Annotated in this window: 17 protein-coding genes; 13 read left to right on the forward strand and 4 right to left on the reverse strand. The window is 41.6% G+C overall.

Translation table 11 applies throughout. The annotated features are described in order from the left end of the window. Nucleotides 1–323: 323 nt before the first annotated feature. The 11 genes from OU683_RS10775 (at nucleotide 324) to OU683_RS10825 (ending at nucleotide 9,835) form a co-directional block, all read left to right on the forward strand. Nucleotides 324–932, forward strand: a complete 609-nt coding sequence (locus tag OU683_RS10775) for a TetR/AcrR family transcriptional regulator (protein WP_268138097.1) — start codon at nucleotides 324–326, stop codon at nucleotides 930–932. Then, complete coding sequence (locus OU683_RS10780) at nucleotides 929–2,194, forward strand: TolC family protein (protein ID WP_268138100.1); 1,266 nt, start codon at nucleotides 929–931, stop codon at nucleotides 2,192–2,194. The genes OU683_RS10775 and OU683_RS10780 overlap by 4 nt, the downstream gene beginning before the upstream one ends. Nucleotides 2,195–2,199: 5 nt before the next feature. Then, complete coding sequence (locus OU683_RS10785; protein ID WP_268138103.1) at nucleotides 2,200–3,093, forward strand: HlyD family secretion protein; 894 nt, start codon at nucleotides 2,200–2,202, stop codon at nucleotides 3,091–3,093. Nucleotides 3,094–3,111: 18 nt separating this feature from the next. Continuing rightward, nucleotides 3,112–4,047, forward strand: coding sequence for an ABC transporter ATP-binding protein (locus tag OU683_RS10790; protein WP_268138105.1), 936 nt, complete (start codon nucleotides 3,112–3,114; stop codon nucleotides 4,045–4,047). Continuing rightward, entirely contained in the window at nucleotides 4,037–4,774 is a 738-nt protein-coding gene (locus tag OU683_RS10795) for an ABC transporter ATP-binding protein (protein ID WP_268138107.1), read from the forward strand. The genes OU683_RS10790 and OU683_RS10795 overlap by 11 nt, the downstream gene beginning before the upstream one ends. A 25-nt stretch (nucleotides 4,775–4,799) precedes the next feature. After that, nucleotides 4,800–5,906, forward strand: a complete 1,107-nt coding sequence (locus tag OU683_RS10800) for an ABC transporter permease (RefSeq protein ID WP_268138109.1) — start codon at nucleotides 4,800–4,802, stop codon at nucleotides 5,904–5,906. Continuing rightward, nucleotides 5,906–7,027, forward strand: coding sequence for an ABC transporter permease (locus tag OU683_RS10805; RefSeq protein WP_268138111.1), 1,122 nt, complete (start codon nucleotides 5,906–5,908; stop codon nucleotides 7,025–7,027). The genes OU683_RS10800 and OU683_RS10805 overlap by 1 nt, the downstream gene beginning before the upstream one ends. Nucleotides 7,028–7,057: 30 nt before the next feature. Continuing rightward, the gene (locus OU683_RS10810) at nucleotides 7,058–7,369 is read left to right on the forward strand and encodes a hypothetical protein (RefSeq protein ID WP_268138113.1); all 312 of its coding nucleotides are present in this window, start codon (nucleotides 7,058–7,060) and stop codon (nucleotides 7,367–7,369) included. Nucleotides 7,370–7,461: 92 nt separating this feature from the next. After that, nucleotides 7,462–7,905 carry a DUF2141 domain-containing protein gene (locus OU683_RS10815; protein WP_268138115.1) on the forward strand — a complete coding sequence of 148 codons (444 nt, stop codon included), beginning with the start codon at nucleotides 7,462–7,464 and terminating at the stop codon, nucleotides 7,903–7,905. Next, the gene (locus OU683_RS10820) at nucleotides 7,902–8,150 is read left to right on the forward strand and encodes a hypothetical protein (RefSeq protein ID WP_268138117.1); all 249 of its coding nucleotides are present in this window, start codon (nucleotides 7,902–7,904) and stop codon (nucleotides 8,148–8,150) included. Before OU683_RS10815 ends, OU683_RS10820 begins: the two co-directional genes overlap by 4 nt. A 485-nt stretch (nucleotides 8,151–8,635) precedes the next feature. After that, nucleotides 8,636–9,835 (forward strand): acyloxyacyl hydrolase, encoded by a 1,200-nt coding sequence (locus tag OU683_RS10825; RefSeq protein WP_268138119.1) that lies wholly within the window; start codon nucleotides 8,636–8,638, stop codon nucleotides 9,833–9,835. Between the two features lie 608 nt (nucleotides 9,836–10,443). Here OU683_RS10825 and OU683_RS10830 read toward each other — a convergent pair. Beyond that, nucleotides 10,444–10,839: a response regulator gene (locus OU683_RS10830; protein WP_268138121.1), complete on the reverse strand. Its 396-nt coding sequence runs from the start codon at nucleotides 10,837–10,839 to the stop codon at nucleotides 10,444–10,446. Beyond that, a complete protein-coding gene (locus OU683_RS10835; protein WP_268138123.1) occupies nucleotides 10,836–12,542 on the reverse strand; it encodes a PAS domain-containing protein in 1,707 nt (568 codons plus the stop codon). The genes OU683_RS10830 and OU683_RS10835 overlap by 4 nt, the downstream gene beginning before the upstream one ends. 436 nt (nucleotides 12,543–12,978) lie before the next feature. Between OU683_RS10835 and OU683_RS10840 the strand changes: the two genes are divergently transcribed. Beyond that, nucleotides 12,979–13,578 carry a DUF998 domain-containing protein gene (locus OU683_RS10840; protein WP_268138125.1) on the forward strand — a complete coding sequence of 200 codons (600 nt, stop codon included), beginning with the start codon at nucleotides 12,979–12,981 and terminating at the stop codon, nucleotides 13,576–13,578. Between the two features lie 135 nt (nucleotides 13,579–13,713). On the opposite strand, the gene OU683_RS10845 is transcribed toward OU683_RS10840, so the two are convergent. After that, the gene (locus OU683_RS10845) at nucleotides 13,714–14,148 is read right to left on the reverse strand and encodes a hypothetical protein (protein ID WP_268138127.1); all 435 of its coding nucleotides are present in this window, start codon (nucleotides 14,146–14,148) and stop codon (nucleotides 13,714–13,716) included. A 343-nt stretch (nucleotides 14,149–14,491) separates the two neighbouring features. Between OU683_RS10845 and OU683_RS10850 the strand changes: the two genes are divergently transcribed. After that, nucleotides 14,492–15,955, forward strand: a complete 1,464-nt coding sequence (locus tag OU683_RS10850) for a glycosyltransferase family 2 protein (protein ID WP_268138129.1) — start codon at nucleotides 14,492–14,494, stop codon at nucleotides 15,953–15,955. 184 nt (nucleotides 15,956–16,139) lie between these two features. On the opposite strand, the gene OU683_RS10855 is transcribed toward OU683_RS10850, so the two are convergent. Continuing rightward, nucleotides 16,140–17,615: an exonuclease domain-containing protein gene (locus tag OU683_RS10855; RefSeq protein ID WP_268138131.1), complete on the reverse strand. Its 1,476-nt coding sequence runs from the start codon at nucleotides 17,613–17,615 to the stop codon at nucleotides 16,140–16,142. Between the last annotated feature and the right edge of the window lie 172 nt (nucleotides 17,616–17,787).

A 17,787-nucleotide genomic window follows, 5' to 3' on the forward strand; every position in this document is an offset into this window, starting at 1 on the left:
TCTCTGGTTTATCTGAAGGCCTGCCAATCAAGATGCTGGTAAACGCCTCTACTCTCCACTCCGTAGGTTTGAGAGAATTTGAACCTGCGATAGCACGAATAAATAGGTTTATAGGACTACGGGAAAAAAAATACACTCATGTTCTCAATCAGGATTTTCTTTCATTTCAAATTCTCATCTATCATCACATTGAAGAGTTCATCTTAACCCGTTAAATAAAGTTCCGGCAGTCCTTAAAAAGAATAAAATAAATTATTTACCTTAGTTAACCATATGGTTAAACCATTAGGTTTAATTATACAGTTGAATTTAATTTTAGAGAAATGAAAGACGAAAAAACTGAAGATCAGATTTTAGATGCCGCAGAAAAGGTTTTCCAGCGCAAAGGAATGGATGGAGCGCGTATGCAGGAAATTGCTAATGAAGCCGGCATTAATAAAGCAATGCTCCACTACTACTACAGAAGCAAACGATTTTTATTTGAAGCCGTTTTCAGCAAGGCCTTTTCTCTTATTGCCCCCGAAATCAACAGGGTGATCAATGAAGATATTCCCCTTTTTGAGAAGATAAGGAAGTTCACCCACAGCTATATTGATTTCATCCAGAAGCACCCTTACCTCCCTAACTTCATTATACAGGAGCTAAACCGCGATCAAGACTTCATGAACGTTCTCCAGAAGAAAAAAGGCTTTCCCGATTTCCGGAATTTCCGGTCCCAGGTGGAACAGGAAGTCCATGAGGGAAATATAAGACCTATTAAAGCCGAACAGCTTTTCATACACTTACTGTCCCTGAATATTTTTCCCTTTCTCGCTGCTCCTTTATTCAAAGGCTTCCTGAACATAGATGACAACTGTTATAAAGAATTGATGGAAGAAAGGAAAGAGGAGATAACAAATATGATCATTAACTATTTAGAGATTAAAGAATGAAAAAAGTAAGCTTTTTAATTCTGCTGTTGATCAGCTCCCTCACCTCGGCGCAGGAAATACTCACCCTTGGGGAATGCTATGATCTTGCAGAAGAAAATTATCCTTTAGCCAGTCAGTTATCTCTCCTGCAAGAGAAGACTGCCCGTGAACTTGAAGTGATCCAAAAGGATTACCTGCCAAAAATAGATCTCAATGCAAAAGCAACGTACCAGTCTGATGTTATAGAAATTCCAATGGATTTTGGCGGACAGACGATTGAATCTGTTGACAAAGACCAGTACCGGGCAACCGTTGATGTTGAACAATTGATCTTCAACGGCGGAAAAATAACTGCAAGAAAGGATATTAAAGAAGCGGAATTACGATCCCAGCAACAGGAAGTAAAAGTGAACCTTTACCAGATCAAGAAAAGGATCAATCAGTACTATTTCGGGATCTTACAACTCAGGGAGCAGATGGCACTGCTGGAGTCTAAGAAAGAGGCTTTATCTGAGAGAATCCAGGAACTGGAATCGCAGGTGAAATACGGCACAGCGCTACCCGCTTCTGAAAATGTACTTTACGCAGAAAGGTTAAAGATCGAACAGCAACAGGACGAAGTAGAGTCCCAATATAAAAGTGCCCTGCAGAGCCTTTCGGCATACATAGCCAAACCCCTGGATACTTCTACCACCCTTGAGTTGCCAAAACAGGAAAGGTATTTGGCGGCTGATGGAGCCAGGCCCGAATCTTTGCTTTACAATTTGAAGCAGGAGGAACTGGACCAGCAACAGAGCCTGCTTTCAAGGAGCCTATACCCCAACATCTATGGCTTTGCCCAGGGAGGTTATGGGAGACCGGGATATAACATGCTTAATAATTCCTTTGAAGATTTCTACATGGTGGGAGTGAAACTCAACTGGAATGTGTTTGACTGGGGCAAAGTAAAGGAACAGAAAAAATCCCTCGAGATATCCAAGGACCTCATCGAATCAGAAAGAGAAACCTTCAATTTTAATAATCGCATAGAACTGGAGGAAGCCCAAATGAAGATCAATAAAATTCAAAAGCTGCTGAAGAAGGACAGGGAGATCATTGCCTTGCGTGAGAGTATTGTGGAAACCACACAATCACAACTCACTCACGGGGTCATCACTCCTTCGGAATTTTTGACTGAATTCAACAATCTATATGAAGCAAAAATAAATCAACGGCTTCATGAGATAGACCTGGAAAAGGCTAAAGCAGATTACAAAATAATAAAAGGAAATACTGAAAAATAAACACAATGAAAAAAGGATTAATCATACTTGTGTCATTTACAATTTTTGGCTTTACCTCCTGCAATGATGAGAACAGGGCGGATGGATACGGCAACTTTGAGGCCACAGAAGTTATCATTTCTTCAGAAGCCCAGGGAAAAATAAAATACTTTAAAGCCGAGGAAGGAGAGCAAATAGAATCCGGGATCCACGTAACCCTGATCGATACCACGCAACTTCATTTAGAAAAGCAACAACTCAGGGCCTCTAAGCAGACTGTAGCCTCCAAGTCGCAGGGAGTCTTCTCCAGAATAGATGTTCTTAATGAAAAATTGAAAATAGCTGAACGTGAAGAAAAGCGTGTAAAGAACCTCTTTGCCGAAAATGCTGCAACTCAGCGGCAGGTAGACCAGGCCGATGGGGAAGTGCAGGTGATAAGGGAAGAAATAAGAAATGTCAGGACACAAAATGCGCCCATTGTAAACGAGCTCGAAACGATCGAAGCTCAGATCGCAAAAATTAATGACCTGATAGAAAAAAGCATCATTGAGAACCCCATAAAGGGAACCGTTCTTTCGACCTATGTAGAAGCGGGAGAAGTTACCGGTTTTGGAAAGCCATTGTACAAAATAGCTGATCTGGATGTTATGACCCTGCGGGTGTACATTAGTGAAACCCAACTTGCAGATATAGAACTGGGACAGGAAGTCCGGGTGAAAATAGATTCCAAAAAAGAAGAGATGAAATCTTACCCCGGCCGGATCACCTGGATATCATCTTCGGCTGAATTTACTCCCAAAACCATTCAGACCAGGGAAGAAAGAGCCAACCTGGTGTATGCCGTAGACATAGTAGTAAAGAATGACGGTTCCCTTAAAATAGGAATGCCGGCAGAAATGTGGTTGTCAACTCCAGAGTAGTTAAACAAGAAGAACGACATGAGAATCACATTAAAAAATATTACAAAGTCTTACAAGAAGGTCACAGCAGTGGAGGACATCTCCTTTGAGGTAAAACCTGGAGAATTGTTCGGACTTATTGGTCCCGATGGAGCAGGAAAGACGACCCTTTTCCGGATCCTCACCACCTTGCTTTTTGCTGATAAGGGCGAAGCCACAGTCGCGGGGTATGACGTTGTGAAAGACTATAAGAAAATCCGGAATTCGGTTGGATACATGCCAGGGAAATTCTCTTTATACCAGGACCTGACTGTGGAAGAAAACCTGGAGTTTTTCGCTACCATATTCGGCACCACAATAGAAGAGAATTACGACCTCATCAAAGATATATACGTCCAGATCGAACCGTTTAAAAAGAGAAGGGCGGGAAAACTCTCAGGAGGAATGAAACAGAAGCTGGCTCTTTCCTGCGCCCTTATTCACAAGCCGAAGGTCTTGTTTCTGGATGAACCCACTACCGGGGTAGATCCGGTTTCAAGAAAAGAATTCTGGGACATGCTGAAAAGGCTCAATGATAAGGGAATTACAACCCTGGTCTCTACTCCTTATATGGATGAGGCTGCCCTTTGTGACCGCATTGCCCTTATCCAGGCCGGTAAAATTCTGAAAATAGACTCCCCTTCAAATATTATTGAGCAGCATGAAAAGCAGATTTATAATGTAGAAGCAGATGATATGTACAAGCTTATCCAGGATCTAAAGGAATTTCCGAAGAATGACAGCGTATTCGCCTTTGGGGAATTTGTGCATTACACTCACTTCAATGATGAATTCTCTCCCGAGGAACTAAAAAAATACCTGGAAGAAAAAGGTCATAAGAAAGTGTTTATAGAAGCAACCTCCCCCGGAATTGAAGATATTTTCATGGACCTGTCCAGGACCAAAGACATTAAACCCACAGATAATGAAGTCTGAAGAAACCGTAATTAACGTTGAAAAACTGACCAAGAAGTTTGGGAACTTCACAGCGGTCAATGAAATCTCCTTTAAAACATATAAGGGGGAAATCTTTGGCTTCCTGGGAGCGAATGGCGCCGGAAAAACTACAGCCATGAAAATGCTCATCGGGATCTCAAAACCTACTTCAGGGGAGGCTTCTGTGACCGGGTTTGATGTCTACTCCCAACCTGACAGGATCAAGAGGAATATTGGATACATGAGCCAAAAATTCTCCATGTATGATGATCTCACCATTAAAGAGAACATCACCTTCTTTGGTGGGATATACGGACTGGACAGAAAAACAATCAAAATTAAAATCAGTGAAATAATTGAAAGCCTCGGGTTGGAAGATGTTGCTAACAAACTGGTAGGATTGCTTCCTTTAGGCTGGAAACAGAAACTGGCTTTTTCAGTAGCCTTATTACACGAACCTAAGATCGTTTTCCTGGATGAACCCACAGGGGGCGTAGACCCTATTACCCGCCGCCAGTTCTGGGAATTAATATATAAACAGGCTGCACAGGGCACAACCATATTCGTGACCACCCATTATATGGATGAAGCTGAATACTGTGACCGGGTCTCCATAATGGTGGAAGGAAAAATTGAAGCCCTGGACACTCCAAAAAATTTAAAAAAGGAATATAAAACCGATTCCATGGATGGGGTATTCCTGAAACTGGCCAGGAATGTCGAATGATCCATACCATGCTTAAAAAACTTATATGAAACGTTTTATTGGATTTGTCAAAAAAGAGTTTTATCACATTTTTCGTGATAAACGCTCCATGTTCATTTTGTTCGGAATGCCCATAGCCCAGATCCTGCTCTTCGGCTTTGCCATCACCAACGAGATCAACAATGTTGAGATTGGGATACTGGATAAATCAAAAGATAATGAAACCCGGAAAATAATCGATAAGATCAGCGCTTCGGAATATTTCACCATAGAAAATGTGGTGGATAATGAAAATGAAATAGAAGCAGTTTTCAAAAAAGGAGAAGTAAAAGCTTTCCTTGTCTTTGAAGAAGGCTTCGCAGAAAACCTGCACGCGCTGCACCTCGGAAAGATCCAGGTGATCACTGATGCTACAGAACCTAATACCGCGAACACCATTGTAAATTATATCCAGTCCATCATCCAGCACTACCAGCAGGAATTGAACGAATCCACAAGCGCAGGTATCGAAATACGGGTGCAGACACGAATGTTCTACAATGCAGAGCTTAAAAGTATGTTCAATTTTCTTCCCGGTGTAATGACCGTTATCCTCATGCTGGTCTCTGCCATGATGACGTCAATATCAATTACCAGGGAAAAAGAGCTGGGCACCATGGAGATCTTGCTGGTCTCTCCCTTAAAGCCAATACAGGTGGTGGTAGGGAAAGTTTTTCCCTATATCTTCCTTTCCATCATCAATGCCCTGGTCATTCTCATCCTGGGCGTAACCATCTTTGGAATGCCCATAGAAGGAAGCGTGATCCTGCTGGCCTTTGAAACGGTGCTGTTCATCGTTACCGCACTCGCACTGGGGATCCTGATCTCCACTATTGCTGAAACCCAGCAAACAGCCATGATGATCTCTCTTATGGGACTAATGCTGCCGGTGATCCTGTTGTCTGAATTCATTTTTCCAATTTCCAGTATGCCCCTTCTGCTACAGTATATCAGCCACTTTATTCCCGCAAAATGGTTTATCATCATTCTGAAGGGAATCATGCTCAAAGGAGTTGGGCTGCTCTATTTGTGGAAAGAAACCCTGATCCTGGTGGTCATGACCGTATTTCTGATCGGCCTAAGTATCAAAAAATATAAAATAAGACTGGAATAATGAAAACCATAAGCTATATCATACAGAAGGAGTTCCGGCAGATATTCAGGAACAAAGGGATGTTACCTATCATTTTTGTGCTTCCCTTACTGCAACTGATCATTTTATCCAATGCCGCCACCTTCGATATCGAGAATATTAAATTCTCCTACATCGATCATGACAAAAGCTCAACTTCAAGGGGGCTGATTGAAAATTTTGAAGCTTCCGCTTATTTTGATGTGCTCCAGTCTTTTCCGGCTCACAGTTTAGCTTATGAAGCCATGGAAAAAGGGGAAGTAGATGTGATCCTGGAGATCCCGTCCAATTTTGAAAGAAAGCTCGTAAGGGAACAACAGGTGGAACTGGGAATTTACATCAACGCCATAGACGGTTCAAAAGCGGGAGTTGAAAGTGTATATATCAACCAGGTCATCAAAAGTTTCAACAGAAATATTGCCACTAATTTTAAAGGTGCTGATCCACTTCAAAACCAGCAATTAAATGTTTTGACCGTTCCCTCCTTCTGGTATAACAATACTCTTAATTATAAGATCTTTATGGTACCGGGAATACTGGTGCTGCTGGTCACCATGCTAACCCTCTTCCTCTCGGGGATGAATATTGTTCGGGAAAAAGAAATTGGTACCCTGGAACAGATCAATGTCACCCCCATTAAAAAGTACCAGTTCATCATAGGGAAATTATTCCCCTTCTGGGCCCTGGGGCTCCTCATCATGACCATAGGCCTGTTGATCTCAAAGTTCATTTTTGCTGTACCTATGATTGGAAGTATCCCTCTAATCTACCTGTTTACCTCGGTATACCTGCTGGTGGTACTGGGAATGGGGCTGTTTATATCTAATTATACTGACACCCAACAACAGGCTATGTTTATTGCCTGGTTCTTTGTAGTTATTTTCATTTTGATGAGCGGACTCTTTACCCCAATAGAGAGTATGCCTGATTGGGCCCAAAAAATTACCTTATTCAACCCGATCAGATATTTCGTGGAAATCATCAGAATGGTCATGCTCAAAGGATCGGGCTTTAACGATATTATTCCGCAGCTGGCGATAATTTCAGGCTATGCCCTGGTCATGAATGCGCTGGCGGTGTGGAGTTATAAGAAAACTACTTAAAGTCAAAATCGACACACGCTATACACCGGGATGAAACAACTCACAATCCAAAACCTGCTAAGCCTCGCAGCTCTCATCTTCGGACTGCTTACGCTCTTTGCCAGTAGTGCTGTGCTGTTCAACTATACTACGGTTTTTCAAAAAACCGGAAATTACCCGGCTTTTATCCTGTGGATGAATCTGTTGACCGGTCCGCTTTATATCATGGCGGCAGTAGGATTGAAAAAATCCAAAAGATGGATCTTACACCTGCTACTGGTCATACTCACCATGTTGTTCATCAACCTTGGCTTTTTCTTTCTACTGATGAAAAATGCGGGGATTATGAAATGGATACCTTAATGGCTCTTGCCTTTCGGATCGCTTTTACCGGTATCCTTGTCTTCTTTGCATTTAACAAACCTATAAAAAGAGATAAAATTATGAAAAGACACATGAGAAAATTACTTGTCCTGATATGCACGTTTACGATTGGATCCACAATGGCTCAAAACCCTCAGGAAAACCTTTATTCCCTGCGAGTTGAAGCAGACAATTTCCGAAACTCCCAGGGGGTAGCTCAATTTGCACTTTACAACTGGGATGGCACCATTCCCGATGAGAAACTGAAGAGGTATTTTAAAAAAGAGGTAGGGAAAATAGTAAACGGGAAATCCTTTGTCACTTTTGAAGATCTTCCCAAAGGCCGCTATGCGGTCACTGTTCTTCATGATGAAAACAGCAATGAAGAAATTGACAAGACCCTCTTTTTCCCTAAAGAAGGTTTTGGCCTTACAAATTTTGAAAAGATCTCCCTTTCCAACCGGCCCGATTTTCCCAAAGCCAGTTTTGTGTTGTCTAAAGATGCCGTAAAAAAGATCAAGCTTATTTATAAATGAAGATCAAAGCACTGACAGGGTTTTTCCTGTTTCTACATATCCTCAAATTAGCCCAGGGAAAACCTGACACCCTGCCCCGGCTAGATCTTACAAAAATTGTCCTGGCGAGCCAGGGGACAGTTATATTACATTTCCTGCCGATATCGGGAACCTGGAGCCCCTCATTTTCGAAGCCAATGTCAATCCCAATTTCTCCCACCCGCCTGCCAGACATGCAGGTCACAAATGTTTCTCTATTGATCTGAAACAAATATTCCGCATAGTGAGATCCTCTGCTCCTGTCCACTCTTGTCACTCCATCACTTGATCACTTGATCACTTCGTCACTTGATCACTTCGTCACTTGATCTGCCCCGAGCCCATCTGCCGGACGGAAAGGAACATGAATATTTTCTCACTTCACACTCGAAATGCCTGGTCCGAACTGCTTCAACAAGATTATTCGTGAATTAGTGGCCTAGACTTTAAGCCACGAATTCACTAATTTTTTCTTTTAGCCTTCTACCCGCCTGCCAGACATGCAGGTCACAAATGTTTCTCTATTGATCTGAAACAAATATTCCGCAGGGAGAGGTCCTCTGCCCCTGTCCACTCTTGTCACTCCATCACTGCATCACTTGATCACTTTGTCACTGCATGATTCGCGAATTAGGGGCTTTTCTCCTGTCATCGGCCCATGAAAAACCTTCTTTTTTCACTATTTTTAGTTAAGCGCTCTAAAATATACCCAATGCCAGTCCCAGTTTTTCCAGAAGAGAAGTGTTTCGAAGCCGGCATTACTGCGAAACAGGTCCCGATAGGTTTATTGCTTTGGATAGTGTTCTGGCCTGCATTTGGCATACCTGCAGTTTTTGGCCAATCAGATACTATTGTAAAAACAGAAAGTACAGCTAAGCAGAAATCCCTTTTCTCGATAGGTCTGGGTGTACAGCACGGCTTTATTTTCGCCCATTCTGAAGAAGTGCAAAATACCAAGGGGGCACGACCTACCGGCATAGAAACAATAATTAGCTGGCAGCGTAACGATTCTGCCGCATATGCCCTCTGTCTCTGCTATCCCCGACAGGGCCTCCTGCTCGCCTATTACGATTATGATGTAGATGTACTGGGGAAGAGCGGTACCGCTGCTTATTTCCTGGAGCCTACCTACCGCATTAGCGACGGCGTATTTTTCTCCTTTAAAGGCGCAGCCGGAATCTCCTACCTGAGCAATCCTTATGACAGCATCACCAATCCCGGCAACCAGTCTTACAGTACCCATCTGAGTTTCTATTTAACGGTGGGCGTGGGGACCTGGGTGCAGCTATCAGATCAATGGTGGCTGAATCCCGGCGTAAATTACCAGCATATTTCAAATGGGGGCAAAAGGGAACCTAACAAAGGGATAAACTGGCCCTCAGCCGGCATAGCGGTAAGCTACCAGCCTACTACCCGCCCCTGGTACACCGGCACACGGACGACTGAAAAATTCTGGCGCAACTACCCTACCCGTTATGATCTCTCTTTGCTGGGTACAGTACGCCGCGGCTACGACGATGCCGGGGATCGCAAAAGGTATGTCCTGGCCGGACTTGCTGTGCAGGCAGGAAGACAGGTGGGAAGAATCAGCATGCTTACTTTGGGCGCTGAAGCCTACCACGATGAGGAGCTGGAAGAAAAGCTTCGCAGAGACGGACTTGATGCAAGTGCGGAAAAAGCCGGATTAATGCTGGGACACGAGTTTTTGCTGGGCCGGTTTCAGTTCAGCCAGCGCCTGGGGGTATATGTATTTGATCAAACGCCTTACTATGACCCCATCTTTCATCGCTGGGGTTTGCAGTACCGCATAAACCGCCACCTCAGCACCGGCTTTAACCTGCTGGCCCACCGGCACGTAGCAGAGGTCATAGATTTCCGCCTTACATATACTTTCCAGAAAAGGAGAGAATAAGAATAATGATTAATAGATTGATTCGGGAGTGGATGATTGGTTAATTGGGAATCCGCGAATCATGAAAGGTCAAGGATCTGTTCGAAAAAAGATTTGAAAAGATCTAAAAGGAGTTTACCAAATTCGAAAAAATTAGAAAATTCACCTTACTGCCCAAAGAATTTAGCATAGAAGCAGGCGGAAATTACGGCCACCTTAAAATTAAGCGAAAAGTGATCCAGCAGAAACACAGGACAGTGTATTCTGAATAGACTTCTTTATTATCGCAGCTAAAATGAGTGATCGCCCAAAAGAAATGTGGCTCAAATTTGTGTTTTTATATGCACTAAGCAGGTAACTTAAAAGAAAGAAATTTTGCAAAATCCCATGTCACTTTTTGTATCCTTTTGTAGCCTCGGGTCTTACAACGCATGTATTCGAAAGAGTGAAATTTTGTATTGGTTGGGCTAAAATTTCGGCGTGGATAAATCCGCAGGATTTGTCCGCATAGAAATCAGGTTAAATATATGTTTTAGTTTTTGCACTGTCGCCCTGAATTATAGCCGCTGTTATGCACAGGTATTTGTCTATTTATTAATATATTTAAAGTCAGATTAACGAGGTAAAATTCAAGTTATTTCAGGTGAGTCCAAAATTTCTTCAATATCTTGTTTGGAAAGTGGTTTATGATAAACTTTCTTAATCAAAGAATATGATTGAGCTTTTAACTTGTCGCTTTCATCTGTAGAGGATGTGACAATGTATAGTTGAAGTTTATTAAAAGGACCAAAGTTTATTTTTTCGAGGCTGTCTAAAAATTCCCATCCATTTAATACGGGCATATTAATGTCTAAAAGTACATCAATAGCATCAGTCGAGTTTTGTAATGACTCTAATAATGCTAAACCTACCGCTCCGTTATCACCTTGAAGACAATTAACTGAACTGTCCAGGTTATGAATCATTCTTTGGATAACTAATCTGACAATAGGATCATCATCTACTATAAGTACTGTTTTTTTCATTTTAATTGTTGTGCCTCGGCAATCATATTCTTTATAATTTCATCCAATTCATTTGCCGATTCTCTCAAATGATTTAACCACATTAAGGTACCATCCAGACCTTTATCACTATCCTCAATTACGTTCATAACTCCCAACATTCTTGCAAGAGGAGCCCGTACTATATGTGACTGGGTCCAGGCGATATTTTTAAGCTTTTCATTCTGTATTTCAATTTGTCTCACATAATTATTCCTACTTATTTCAAAATTCTTACGTTCTGTGATATCATTCATGGCTCCTACCATACGGATAGGTTTTCCTTCTTCATCTCTGATTACAACACCCCTGTCAATCACATTAGCAAAAGTACCGTCATTTTTTTGATAACGATATTCAGCAGTCCAGTTAGGTTGGTCAGGTCTTTCGAGTGAGCCATAAATACTTCGCACTACCCTTTCCCGATCCTCAGGATGGATGTGACTGGACCAGGACGCTAAAGTTGGAGTAATTTTTTCAATGTGGTATCCAAACAGATTTTTGAAACCGGCTCCTAAATACTGCGTATTTTCTAAGATATTCCAATCCCATATCGCATCATATGTTGCTTCGGCAACTTTTTCAAAACGTTCATTGGATTGAGAGAGATGAATTTCTGATTCTTTTCTCAGTGTTATGTCTTTAAAATAAACAGATAGCCCTTTGGTTGAGGGATATACCGTCACTTCGAGCCATACATTCAATTTCAAGTAAAACTCTTCAAAAGTCAGATTTTTCTGAGTTTCCATGGCTTTATGAAATTGGCGGTAAAATTCAGTTTCAATGGCATCAGGATATTCATCCCACAGGTTTTTGCCAATGATGGTATCCCTTTTTCTACCTAAAAGCTTTTCGGCTTCTTTATTCCAATAGGTTACTATCCAATCTTTGTTTACATTGTAAAAAGCATCTCCGATACTTTCCAATATGTCGATTTTTTCCTGATAGGCTTTTTCAAGTTTTTCTGCCGCCTGCTTACGTTCATCTATATTTCTGAAGTATGCAGATACGCCTCCCTGCGATGGATAGGCATTTATTTCATACCATTTTCCATCTCCCGGGTAATAGTATTCAAAGGATTCCTTTTTTTTCGTACGGGCTACACTTTCATAAATTTTCTGAATGCTGGTATCCATACTTGCCGGAAATAATTGCCAAATATTCTTACCCAAAACCTCATCAGACTTCTTTAAGAGTAAGTTCTCAGCTTCCCTGTTAAAATAAGTAAAATTCCAGTTTTTGTCCACGGCATAAAAAGCATCAGATATGCTTCCCAAAATCTCCCGAATCTGAAGCTCCAGCAACTTAGAAGTATGAATGTCCTGAAAACTACCATAGATCCGCTGGCATTTCCCCTGGATCATTTCTGCGTTTCCGATTGCTCTAATCCATCGTTCCGTCTTTTTCTTAGTGATTATAACAGCTTCAAAGTCAAATTCGGCTCCAGTTTCAATAGATTTTTGTACAGCATCTTTTACCATTGATCGAAAATCTTCCCTGTAAAAACTAAAGCTTGTTTCTAAATCTGGCGTGAAAATTTTCGGGTTTGTTTCGTGGAGTTCGTGGACCATATCTGACCAGCGAACTTTGCCCCCTACCACATCAATTTCCCAACTTCCAATTCTAGCAAGTTTTGATGCCTGTTGGTAATAGTAGCTGTTGAAGTCTTGTTTATGCTCTTTCATTTTTCCATTATTTTCCTGTGCTCTATATACTTGTGCATAACTCGTTACATCAAAACGAATGTAAGAATTTAAAAGCTATAGCTACAGGATAACAGCAGGAAAGGGAGCTAACGGGTGAATTTATTATTGTAAATTTTAGAAAATATTCATAGCTAAATCCCCTGTCAATTTAATGTACCTCCTTGTACCTTCGTTTGTCACACCGCAACACTGGAGAAAGTAAAATAATGTATTGGTCCAAATGATTTGCCGCGAAAAAATCTTATTAGCAGGCCTAAATTTATAGAGGGCTTTATTTTTCGGTTGAATTCTTCTTCAAGAATTCCCGATCTGAAGCTCTGCGTGGAAAGCTACATGCTTATAAAGATTTTTCTTACTTTGCTAGCTATAATCTTCTTTAGAATAAGGAAGATTGAACATCCCCAAAAAAAAATTTGTGAAAAAAGAATTGATCTACAAAATAAGCGGCATAACTGGAATTCTGGGATGTTTGGGAGTGGTGGCAGGAGATATAGTTGGGATCATGGTTCACGAGGCCCACAATCCTATTGGTAATACCATTAGCATGCTGGCCATAGGTAAATACGGCTGGATCCAGGACGTGGGGCTTGACCTACTTGCATTTGGTTTTGTTGGCCTTGCCTTTGGACTTTTCGCCTGGAAAAGCTCTGGCACAAAATGGTTTTTTGGTCTTTTGATCCTTGTGCTTTTAGCTTTAGATATCATCCTTATAGCAGAACACAATCAATATGCAGGTCGGCCGGGAAATACCATACATCGTAAACTGGTCTACGCTTTGGCGCTTCTATTCCCTGCACTTCTTGTACTTATGAGCTTTGATCTAAAACATCTCAAGCCTTACCTAAAAAATCTTTCCCGATGGTTCGCCGGAATATGGCTTGTGCTAGCACCTCTAATGCCATTGATCCCAACGACTATAGAGGGTGCTTATGAACGCGCGGTATCTTCCCTGATTGTTATCTGGCTGGGTTTAGTCTCTTACCACCTATATCGCCTACCACAAAGGAAAAGCTAGAGATGCAAATGATGTTGGGAAAGTTTTTCAATCATGATCACGTCTTAATTTTATTGCAGGAAAAGTCGTCATAGATTAATTATGATATCCATGATTCCTTTTTTCTGAATTGGTGGCCGACTAACTGACTAATACTTATTCCTTCATACGCCCTTCTTCCATTCTTTCCTGCATCTCCATGTACATGGCAGTGTCGCGCTCCATCATTCTTGTCATGTTCTGCATCATGCGTTCCCGCCTTTCTGGATTCCGCATCAACATGCTGTCTTGTTCCATCACAGCGTAAACACCTATCAAAACGGAATCCATAACTTCAGGATCGGCCATCATAGATGCCTCCACCTGTTTCCGGGTATACATATTCCGCATCATATTTCTGTCTTCGGTCATCTCTTCCATGAACTCATTAAAAAGTTCATCATCACTCAGGATCTGTTCGTAAACCTCCTGCCGTTGAGCTTCATTTTCCGCAAGGTTAATTTCCTGTTCCCGTTCCTCGCAGGAAGCGAAGAGTGCAGAGAGCATTATTCCGAGAATGAATGCCAGAGGGGTTAAATTTTGTTTTTTCATAATCATTGGTTTTTATTAATGTAAAAACTACTGGCTGCAGTAGTAGGTAATTAAAAATAAGGATTTTATAACAAACCGGCAATCTACCTGCCCGGATCTTATTTTTTATTGCAATTCTGTTAAACCATTGTTCACTATTCCCGGATTTATGTAGAAAAATTCCACAACTTTTTCTGCTGCACCACAACTTCCTTCCCGCCACTTATGATAAACCTCCTGATTTCCAGGGTTGGCTATTTGAGGTATACAATTTGGTATAACCCATATGGATCTTAACCGGGGCTGTTCAAAGTTTCTTATCGCGAACTGAAGCTCAGGTCCACCTAAAAGATTAAAACAGACTATGATAACAAAAGCATTTAAATTACCCCCTTCGGCTTCGACTGAAAAATTTAAAATTGAAAATAAAACAAAACAACAGGATAGTATAACAGAGGAAACGGGAAACGAGGCTTCAGCAAACTACAAGAAAGCATCTTTCACTAAAAGGCACCTTTTTACTCTTGCAGGCACATTTTTGCTCCTGCTGGGTGGAGCTCTTTCCGTTTACCTGTTGCAACCTCAGTTTGAGGAAATGAATATGAGCAGAATGGATACCGTGGGAGGTATGATCCTGTTATTCCTAACCAGCTTCCTGTTAATATTTCGACTTAGTTTTCTGGCATACATTTCCAGGCTGTTCTTTCGTTATAAGCCGGTCGATTCGGTTCAAAATGAGGAATTGCCATCCTGTACCGTTATCGTACCCGCATATAATGAAGGCAGACAGGTTTATGATACTTTAATAAGCCTCACTAACAGCCTTTATCCCGAGGAAAAGCTTCAGTTAATAGCAATTGATGATGGAAGTAAAGATGACACATGGGATTGGATGAAAAAAGCTAAAGAGAAACTGGGAGACCGTGTTTCAATTTATCAACAACCACACAACCAGGGAAAAAGGCATGCGCTTTATCGTGGCTTCAACATGGGTACAGGGGAGGTTTTTGTAACGGTGGACAGCGATTCTATTGTGGAAAAAGGTACATTGCGCAATCTTGTTTCTCCCTTTGTAGTCAATAAAGACTGTGGCGCAGTGGCAGGAAATGTTCGGGTTTTGAATAATGAAAAAGCGATCATCCCCCGTATGCTGAATGTGAGTTTTGTATTCAGTTTTGAGTTTATTCGATCTGCTCAAAGTGTGTTGGGCTCTGTACTATGTACTCCCGGTGCCTTGGCGGCTTATCGTAGTAAGGCTGTTATGACCTGCCTGCCAGAATGGATCAACCAAACCTTTATGGGGCAACCGTCTGATATTGGTGAAGATCGCGCCATGACCAATATGATCCTGAAACAGGGTTATCACGTTCTTTTCCAGCGTAATGCCTACGTACTTACCAATATTCCTGAAAAATTCAGCAGTTTGCACAAGATGTTTACCCGCTGGGAAAGAAGTAATGTGCGGGAAAATCTCATGATGTCCAAATTCGCTTTTAAACCCTTTAGAACTGGCTCAAGATCGGGCACCCGTCTTTTGCTACTAAACCAATGGATGCATATGTTAACCGCATATCCCCTGGTCTTCATCATGCTCGTATTACTGGTCTTATATCCTGTGATGTTTATTAGCTCTACCCTTTTAAGTATTTTGATATTCTCAAGTCTGCCTGCGTTCTTTTACGCTAAGAAGTATAATATAGCTGAAGCTTTTTGGGCTTATTCATACAGCATATTTTATACTTTCGGCTTGTTCTGGATCACCCCGTACGCTATGGCCACAGCAAGTAGAAGAGGTTGGTTGACCCGGGAATTACCTGTAAAAAAATAAGCAGAAAATCTATCCTTTTTGGATGCCTTCTGAAATAGAAAGTTACCGGAGCGATTCGGTAACTTTTTTTGTTATAGTAGTTCATAGCTACAAATTCAGCGCAGTTCTTCTTAAGTTCATAATGAGTGAAGAACAGGAGAATTAACCTGAAGTTGTAGTTACAATTATGGTTAAAAATTTCCGGTTAACTAAATAATGACAGCGTTTGGTGTGAAGCCATTACCATGGCATTCTTATTAGCCCTTGCTGCCGGGCGAACCATCTTAGCCTCTTCTGAATTTTCAAAAAAGATTATTTTGGGTGCTCCCTGCTTCCGCAGGTAATTACTTAAGATCTTATAAGTGTGGTAAGTGGCCGTCTGCGGCTTTAAAAAAGGTTCGTAATCTTCGGGGCTACTCACCTGGACTTCCTTATCAATAAAGCCGAAGCCACGGTATTTCCCATCCTGGACCAGGACAAAAGCCTCTTCTTCAAAGTGCCTGCCTTTATCCCTAATCACAAAAGTTGAAGATTCTTCGGAAAGAGATGAAATCGCTGCCACCACTTTTTCATTATAAGTCCCGGCATCTTCTGTTCCCGCACAAATACCTTCACAACTAACTATTTCGTAATGTGAACATTCCTCCACATTGCTCTGCAAACTGCAATATTTTGGGCACAGCTTATATTCCCGGCATAAGTACTCCAGTTTTTCCTGTGCCAAAGCACGGCTGTAAAAGGTACTCACAGATTCTCTAAGCTTATTGGTCCTTTCCAGTGCCAGTTGCAGGATGCCACGTTGATTGGTGTAACTAATGATCTGGTACACCGGCCCCGGCCGTTTCTGGGCTCTGTTGAATTTCGGATAATATTTCCTTATACATTCTGCTTCGAGAAGAAGCGCTACAAGTTCACTACCCGTAGTTTCATGATCTATGTGGAAAGTCTCCTGCCCCAACTCGTATTCTTTGCTCATACGGTCGTAAAAATGAGAAACCACCCGCTTCTTAATGTCAATGGCTTTTCCCGCATATATTACTTTATGCTGCCTGTCCTTAAACAGGTAAATACCTGCACTTTCCGGAAGACTATGAACCTGTTCGGCATCAATATGTGGCGGTAAGGTTGCCTGTCTGGACCTGGCGTGCAGGAAAGAATTGATCACCCTGTAATCATCATCCAGGGACAACAAGCGTTGAAAAAGGATCACAGTAGCATCTGTATCCCCTTCGGCGCGGTGCCGGTTAATAATAGGTATATTTATAGAATCACACAACCTTCCCAGGCTGTATGAAAACAATCCGGGAATAAGTTTTCTTGAAAGACGCACAGTGCAAAGCTTCCTGCGGTTATACTCAAACCCAAGCTCCCGGAATTCATTCCGCAGTACATTGTAATCGAAATTGACATTATGAGCTACAAAAATTGCATCTCTGGTAAGCTCTTCCACCTTTTTTGCCACTTCATAAAACTTTGGAGCATCGGCAACCATGGAATTATCGATCCCTGTTAACCCCGTGATCTGCCGCGGAATTTCCTTTTCGGGATTTATAAGGCTTGTGAATTTATCTACGACTTTTTCGCCGCGCAATAAGACGATACAAATCTCGGTAAGACGATTACCGTTTATTCCTCCCCCTGTGGTCTCTACATCAATAACCGCAAATAACTGATCTTTCATGAAAGGTTTTCAAAAAGGTAAAAGTAAGAATAATTTTTAAGAAGTAGGAAAAAATCCACAACATTGGATAATTTCCTACTATTAATAAAGAAGTCAAAAAAGAAAGGGGGATATTTTATAGCCTGAGCAGGATCCTTTAAGCTTGATCGAGCAAAAATGAAGACAAAAAAAA

Origin of the sequence: Salinimicrobium sp. TH3, assembly GCF_026676115.1 — a bacterium.
Lineage (GTDB): Bacteria > Bacteroidota > Bacteroidia > Flavobacteriales > Flavobacteriaceae > Salinimicrobium.

Coding starts and splice junctions, on each gene's coding strand:
- OU683_RS10775 (WP_268138097.1), top strand. CDS start 324: ATGAAAGACGAAAAAACTGAAGATCAGATTTTAGATGCCGCAGAAAAG.
- OU683_RS10810 (WP_268138113.1), top strand. CDS start 7,058: ATGAAACAACTCACAATCCAAAACCTGCTAAGCCTCGCAGCTCTCATC.
- OU683_RS10795 (WP_268138107.1), top strand. CDS start 4,037: ATGAAGTCTGAAGAAACCGTAATTAACGTTGAAAAACTGACCAAGAAG.
- OU683_RS10800 (WP_268138109.1), top strand. CDS start 4,800: ATGAAACGTTTTATTGGATTTGTCAAAAAAGAGTTTTATCACATTTTT.
- OU683_RS10855 (WP_268138131.1), bottom strand. CDS start 17,615: ATGAAAGATCAGTTATTTGCGGTTATTGATGTAGAGACCACAGGGGGA.
- OU683_RS10785 (WP_268138103.1), top strand. CDS start 2,200: ATGAAAAAAGGATTAATCATACTTGTGTCATTTACAATTTTTGGCTTT.
- OU683_RS10790 (WP_268138105.1), top strand. CDS start 3,112: ATGAGAATCACATTAAAAAATATTACAAAGTCTTACAAGAAGGTCACA.
- OU683_RS10830 (WP_268138121.1), bottom strand. CDS start 10,839: ATGAAAAAAACAGTACTTATAGTAGATGATGATCCTATTGTCAGATTA.
- OU683_RS10835 (WP_268138123.1), bottom strand. CDS start 12,542: ATGAAAGAGCATAAACAAGACTTCAACAGCTACTATTACCAACAGGCA.
- OU683_RS10825 (WP_268138119.1), top strand. CDS start 8,636: ATGCCAGTCCCAGTTTTTCCAGAAGAGAAGTGTTTCGAAGCCGGCATT.
- OU683_RS10805 (WP_268138111.1), top strand. CDS start 5,906: ATGAAAACCATAAGCTATATCATACAGAAGGAGTTCCGGCAGATATTC.
- OU683_RS10845 (WP_268138127.1), bottom strand. CDS start 14,148: ATGAAAAAACAAAATTTAACCCCTCTGGCATTCATTCTCGGAATAATG.
- OU683_RS10780 (WP_268138100.1), top strand. CDS start 929: ATGAAAAAAGTAAGCTTTTTAATTCTGCTGTTGATCAGCTCCCTCACC.
- OU683_RS10820 (WP_268138117.1), top strand. CDS start 7,902: ATGAAGATCAAAGCACTGACAGGGTTTTTCCTGTTTCTACATATCCTC.
- OU683_RS10850 (WP_268138129.1), top strand. CDS start 14,492: ATGATAACAAAAGCATTTAAATTACCCCCTTCGGCTTCGACTGAAAAA.
- OU683_RS10815 (WP_268138115.1), top strand. CDS start 7,462: ATGAGAAAATTACTTGTCCTGATATGCACGTTTACGATTGGATCCACA.